Source organism: Streptomyces polyrhachis (genome assembly GCF_042663125.1).
Classification (GTDB): Bacteria; Actinomycetota; Actinomycetes; order Streptomycetales; family Streptomycetaceae; genus Streptomyces; species Streptomyces polyrhachii.
This window is the reverse complement of the sequence record NZ_JBHSZO010000081.1, coordinates 1-1,785: the sequence shown is the minus strand read 5'-3', so window position 1 is coordinate 1,785 and position 1,785 is coordinate 1. Positions and strand designations below refer to the sequence as shown.

The 1,785-nt window shown below is 68.5% G+C and carries 2 protein-coding genes; one reads left to right on the top strand and one right to left on the bottom strand.

Going from position 1 to position 1,785, the window contains the following annotated elements; genetic code table 11:
- The first annotated feature begins 84 nt into the window (after window positions 1–84).
- Window positions 85–321, top strand: a complete 237-nt coding sequence (locus tag ACFQLX_RS25635) for a hypothetical protein (RefSeq protein WP_073945300.1) — start codon at window positions 85–87, stop codon at window positions 319–321.
- A gap of 17 nt (window positions 322–338) precedes the next feature.
- Here the strand turns inward: ACFQLX_RS25635 and ACFQLX_RS25630 are convergent, their stop codons facing one another.
- Window positions 339–1,541, bottom strand: a complete 1,203-nt coding sequence (locus ACFQLX_RS25630) for an IS110 family RNA-guided transposase (RefSeq protein WP_386418913.1) — start codon at window positions 1,539–1,541, stop codon at window positions 339–341.
- Between the last annotated feature and the right edge of the window lie 244 nt (window positions 1,542–1,785).

Here is a 1,785-nt window from a genome sequence, read left to right as displayed (position 1 = left end):
GGGGGGTGCCCCTATGTGTTTGGTCAAGGTCGAGGACCAGTAGGTTCGTGCGATCGAGGGTGGGGCCGAGCCGTAGGGGTGTGCATGGGTGATAGCCAGGTCACGATCAAGCTCACGAGTGACGAGGCGCTGGTGTTGTCGGACTGGCTGGAGAAGCTGCAGATGACGGACCTGAGTCGGGTTGTCGACGATCCGGCGGTCTGGGCGCCGATCCATCGCATCGCCGGGACGCTGGACAAGTCACTTGCTGGGCTGTTCGCGCCTGACTATGACCAGCGGCTTGAGGCCGCTCGCCGACGGCTTCGGCCGGAGGAGGACTGACCGGTGAGTCTGAACGGTCACCTGGCCCCTGCGGGTTGGGGTTCGTAGAAGGTTCCGTCGCGGAGCATCGCGAACAGGACGTCGGCTCGGCGTCGGGCGAGGCAAAGCAGGGCCTGGGTGTGGTGCTTGCCCTGGGCGATCTTCTTGTCGTAGTAGGCCCGCGATGCGGGATCGCCCAGGGCGGCGAACGCGGAGAGGAAGAAGGCCCGTTTGAGCTGCTTGTTTCCCCTCCTGGAGGGCTGTTCGCCGCGGATCGAGGAGCCCGAGCTCCGGGTCGCCGGGGCGAGACCCGCGTAGGCGGCGAGGTGGCCGGCGGTCGGGAAGGTGCTGCCGTCACCGACCTCGATCAGGATCCGGGCTCCGGTCCTGACGCCGACGCCCGGCATCGACGTCAGGACTTTGGAAAGAGGGTGGTCCTCCAGCAGTTCCTCGATCCGCCCGGCCAGCAGCTTGCGCTGGTCAAGGACGGCGGCCAGGGATCCGGCCAGGCTCGGGACGATCAGCGCGGCGGCCTCGGTCCCCGGAACGGTCACGGTCTGCTCGTCCAGCGCGTCGAATATCTCCTCGACCAGTCGCTCGGCCATCCGCGGTGCCTTCGGCCGCAGCAGCGTGACCAGCCGCCGTCGGCCGGCCTTGCGGATCTGGGCCGGGGATCCGAACCGCTCCAACAGCGCGAGGACGGCCGGGTGTTGCAACCGCGGCCCCAGCACCCGTTCTAGCGACGGATGGATCTGGGTCAGCAGGCCGTGGAGCCGGTTCGCGACCCTCGTGGCCTCGCCGGCCAGGTCGTCGTCGAACCCGACGATCATCTCCAGCTCGGCGATCGTCTCGTCCTCGCCGTCGATCGCCCGCAGCGTGTGCGGCATCGCGCGGGCCGCGTCCGCGATGATGAACGCGTCCCGCGCGTCCGTCTTCGCCTCGCCCGGGTAGAGGTCGGCGATCCGCCGCATCGTCAGCCCCGGCAGATAGGCGACCGGGCAACCCATGTCCCTCGCGACCGCCAGCGGCAGGGCGCCGATCGAGGCCGGCTGATCGACCACGACCAGCACCGTTCCGTGCTTGGCCTTCAGCTTGGCGAACAGCTCGCGGAGCTTCGGTTCGGTGTTGGGCAGCCGCTTGTCGAACGCCTTCTTCCCGGCCGGTGTGACGGCGGTGGCGTGGTGTTCGCCCTTGCCGACGTCCAGGCCGAGGAAGACGTCGATGTCGCCGGTGTCGATCACGTGCAGGCCCCTTCATCACGCTTTCGTCCGGCCTTGCCTCGGCACCGAGCTGCCACATCCACGTTACGGAGAGCTCTTCCGGCCTGGGTGAAGCCGGTGCTCAAGCCCCTCATCAGCGGTCCGTCGATGCCTTCGGGCCCGGTGACACCACCCCCCGGATCATGAACAACAAGGGGGGGAAGTCATGCCGGACCCGAAGGCCGGAGGCCCCATTGCGGAGCCACGAAGAAGGTAACGGGGGGGG

Excerpts from the sequence above, each read along its gene's own strand:
- ACFQLX_RS25635 (WP_073945300.1), top strand. The coding sequence starts at position 85 with ATGGGTGATAGCCAGGTCACGATCAAGCTCACGAGTGACGAGGCGCTG.